At 39.5% G+C, this 3,830-nt stretch carries 5 protein-coding genes; 3 read left to right on the forward strand and 2 right to left on the reverse strand.

Features of this window, described 5'->3' with window-relative positions; all coding sequences use genetic code 11:
* Positions 1-79: 79 nt before the first annotated feature.
* The gene (locus PG897_RS22345; RefSeq protein ID WP_001480331.1) at positions 80-664 is read left to right on the forward strand and encodes a helix-turn-helix domain-containing protein; all 585 of its coding nucleotides are present in this window, start codon (positions 80-82) and stop codon (positions 662-664) included.
* Here the strand turns inward: PG897_RS22345 and tetR(B) are convergent.
* Complete coding sequence (tetR(B), locus tag PG897_RS22350) at positions 642-1,265, reverse strand: tetracycline resistance transcriptional repressor TetR(B) (protein ID WP_000088605.1); 624 nt, start codon at positions 1,263-1,265, stop codon at positions 642-644. The two genes, PG897_RS22345 and tetR(B), sit on opposite strands and share 23 nt — an antisense overlap.
* An 81-nt stretch (positions 1,266-1,346) precedes the next feature.
* On the opposite strand from tetR(B), the gene tet(B) reads away from it, so the two are divergent.
* Positions 1,347-2,552, forward strand: a complete 1,206-nt coding sequence (tet(B), locus tag PG897_RS22355; protein ID WP_001089068.1) for a tetracycline efflux MFS transporter Tet(B) — start codon at positions 1,347-1,349, stop codon at positions 2,550-2,552.
* 112 nt (positions 2,553-2,664) lie between these two features.
* On the opposite strand, the gene tetC is transcribed toward tet(B), so the two are convergent.
* Entirely contained in the window at positions 2,665-3,258 is a 594-nt protein-coding gene (tetC, locus tag PG897_RS22360) for a tetracyline resistance-associated transcriptional repressor TetC (RefSeq protein ID WP_000428546.1), read from the reverse strand.
* An 87-nt stretch (positions 3,259-3,345) separates the two neighbouring features.
* On the opposite strand from tetC, the gene PG897_RS22365 reads away from it, so the two are divergent.
* The gene (locus PG897_RS22365) at positions 3,346-3,762 is read left to right on the forward strand and encodes a helix-turn-helix domain-containing protein (RefSeq protein WP_000275180.1); all 417 of its coding nucleotides are present in this window, start codon (positions 3,346-3,348) and stop codon (positions 3,760-3,762) included.
* Positions 3,763-3,830: the final 68 nt, after the last annotated feature.

Here is a 3,830-nt window from a genome sequence, read left to right on the forward strand (position 1 = left end):
GCAGCCTGTCAAGGTATTCGAAGAGTACCGTCAGGCGGCATAGGCGAGTGTCGCACTTCGAAGTTGAATTCGCGCTTTGATGGATGGGCGAGCTTGGACGGCCACTGAGCTAAGTTCTGTGGCGAATATATCAGCTTCAACGGCGAGCAGTCATTTATCTAAATTATTAGATTGCCAGCTAATCACAGTAGTAGCTCAAGGCAAGCATCGTTATTTTCGGCTAGCAGGAAAAGATATTGCTGAATTGATGGAAAGTATGATGGGGATCTCCTTAAACCATGGCGTACATGCCAAAGTTTCCACGCCAGTGCATTTACGAAAAGCACGTACTTGCTATGATCATTTAGCTGGCGAAGTTGCCGTTAAGATCTATGATTCCCTTTGTCAACAGCAATGGATCACTGAAAATGGTTCAATGATCACATTAAGTGGTATTCAATATTTTCATGAAATGGGAATTGACGTTCCTTCCAAACATTCACGTAAAATCTGTTGTGCGTGTTTAGATTGGAGTGAACGCCGTTTCCATTTAGGTGGGTACGTTGGAGCCGCATTATTTTCGCTTTATGAATCTAAAGGGTGGTTAACTCGACATCTTGGTTACCGTGAAGTTACCATCACGGAAAAAGGTTATGCTGCTTTTAAGACCCACTTTCACATTTAAGTTGTTTTTCTAATCCGCATATGATCAATTCAAGGCCGAATAAGAAGGCTGGCTCTGCACCTTGGTGATCAAATAATTCGATAGCTTGTCGTAATAATGGCGGCATACTATCAGTAGTAGGTGTTTCCCTTTCTTCTTTAGCGACTTGATGCTCTTGATCTTCCAATACGCAACCTAAAGTAAAATGCCCCACAGCGCTGAGTGCATATAATGCATTCTCTAGTGAAAAACCTTGTTGGCATAAAAAGGCTAATTGATTTTCGAGAGTTTCATACTGTTTTTCTGTAGGCCGTGTACCTAAATGTACTTTTGCTCCATCGCGATGACTTAGTAAAGCACATCTAAAACTTTTAGCGTTATTACGTAAAAAATCTTGCCAGCTTTCCCCTTCTAAAGGGCAAAAGTGAGTATGGTGCCTATCTAACATCTCAATGGCTAAGGCGTCGAGCAAAGCCCGCTTATTTTTTACATGCCAATACAATGTAGGCTGCTCTACACCTAGCTTCTGGGCGAGTTTACGGGTTGTTAAACCTTCGATTCCGACCTCATTAAGCAGCTCTAATGCGCTGTTAATCACTTTACTTTTATCTAATCTAGACATCATTAATTCCTAATTTTTGTTGACACTCTATCATTGATAGAGTTATTTTACCACTCCCTATCAGTGATAGAGAAAAGTGAAATGAATAGTTCGACAAAGATCGCATTGGTAATTACGTTACTCGATGCCATGGGGATTGGCCTTATCATGCCAGTCTTGCCAACGTTATTACGTGAATTTATTGCTTCGGAAGATATCGCTAACCACTTTGGCGTATTGCTTGCACTTTATGCGTTAATGCAGGTTATCTTTGCTCCTTGGCTTGGAAAAATGTCTGACCGATTTGGTCGGCGCCCAGTGCTGTTGTTGTCATTAATAGGCGCATCGCTGGATTACTTATTGCTGGCTTTTTCAAGTGCGCTTTGGATGCTGTATTTAGGCCGTTTGCTTTCAGGGATCACAGGAGCTACTGGGGCTGTCGCGGCATCGGTCATTGCCGATACCACCTCAGCTTCTCAACGCGTGAAGTGGTTCGGTTGGTTAGGGGCAAGTTTTGGGCTTGGTTTAATAGCGGGGCCTATTATTGGTGGTTTTGCAGGAGAGATTTCACCGCATAGTCCCTTTTTTATCGCTGCGTTGCTAAATATTGTCGCTTTCCTTGTGGTTATGTTTTGGTTCCGTGAAACCAAAAATACACGTGATAATACAGATACCGAAGTAGGGGTTGAGACGCAATCGAATTCGGTATACATCACTTTATTTAAAACGATGCCCATTTTGTTGATTATTTATTTTTCAGCGCAATTGATAGGCCAAATTCCCGCAACGGTGTGGGTGCTATTTACCGAAAATCGTTTTGGATGGAATAGCATGATGGTTGGCTTTTCATTAGCGGGTCTTGGTCTTTTACACTCAGTATTCCAAGCCTTTGTGGCAGGAAGAATAGCCACTAAATGGGGCGAAAAAACGGCAGTACTGCTCGGATTTATTGCAGATAGTAGTGCATTTGCCTTTTTAGCGTTTATATCTGAAGGTTGGTTAGTTTTCCCTGTTTTAATTTTATTGGCTGGTGGTGGGATCGCTTTACCTGCATTACAGGGAGTGATGTCTATCCAAACAAAGAGTCATCAGCAAGGTGCTTTACAGGGATTATTGGTGAGCCTTACCAATGCAACCGGTGTTATTGGCCCATTACTGTTTGCTGTTATTTATAATCATTCACTACCAATTTGGGATGGCTGGATTTGGATTATTGGTTTAGCGTTTTACTGTATTATTATCCTGCTATCGATGACCTTCATGTTAACCCCTCAAGCTCAGGGGAGTAAACAGGAGACAAGTGCTTAGTTATTTCGTCACCAAATGATGTTATTCCGCGAAATATAATGACCCTCTTGATAACCCAAGAGGGCATTTTTTACGATAAAGAAGATTTAGCTTCAAATAAAACCTATCTATTTTATTTATCTTTCAAGCTCAATAAAAAGCCGCGGTAAATAGCAATAAATTGGCCTTTTTTATCGGCAAGCTCTTTTAGGTTTTTCGCATGTATTGCGATATGCATAAACCAGCCATTGAGTAAGTTTTTAAGCACATCATCATCATAAGCTTTAAGTTGGTTCTCTTGGATCAATTTGCTGACAATGGCGTTTACCTTACCAGTAATGTATTCAAGGCTAATTTTTTCAAGTTCATTCCAACCAATGATAGGCATCACTTCTTGGATAGGGATAAGGTTTTTATTATTATCAATAATATAATCAAGATAATGTTCAAATATACTTTCTAAGGCAGACCAACCATTTGTTAAATCAGTTTTTGTTGTGATGTAGGCATCAATCATAATTAATTGCTGCTTATAACAGGCACTGAGTAATTGTTTTTTATTTTTAAAGTGATGATAAAAGGCACCTTTGGTCACCAACGCTTTTCCCGAGATCTCATCTATTGAAACAGCTTGATAGCCTTTTTCAACAAACAATATTCGTGCTGAGTTAACCAGTGATTGATAGGTACTCTTAAAATTTTCTTGTTGATGATTTTTATTTTCCATGATAGATTTAAAATAACATACCGTCAGTATGTTTATGGTATCATGATGATGTGGTCGTGACAATCTTAAGAACATTTAGGTTATTTTATGTATATTGAACAGCATTCTCGCTATCAAAATAAAGCTAATAACATCCAATTAAGATATGATGATAAGCAGTTTCATACAACGGTTATCAAAGATGTTCTATTATGGATTGAACATAATTTAGATCAGTCTTTACTGCTTGATGATGTGGCGAATAAAGCGGGTTATACCAAGTGGTATTTTCAGCGGCTGTTCAAAAAAGTAACAGGGGTCACACTGGCTAGCTATATTCGTGCTCGTCGTTTGACGAAAGCGGCTGTTGAGTTGAGGTTGACGAAAAAAACTATCCTTGAGATCGCATTAAAATATCAATTTGATTCCCAACAATCTTTTACACGTCGATTTAAGTACATTTTTAAGGTTACACCAAGTTATTATCGGCGTAATAAATTATGGGAATTGGAGGCAATGCACTGAGAGATCCCCTCATAATTTCCCCAAAGCGTAACCATGTGTGAATAAATTTTGAGCTAGTAGGGTTGCAG

Origin of the sequence: Aeromonas sp. QDB20 (assembly GCF_027707805.1) — a bacterium.
Taxonomy (GTDB): domain Bacteria; phylum Pseudomonadota; class Gammaproteobacteria; order Enterobacterales; family Aeromonadaceae; genus Aeromonas; species Aeromonas dhakensis.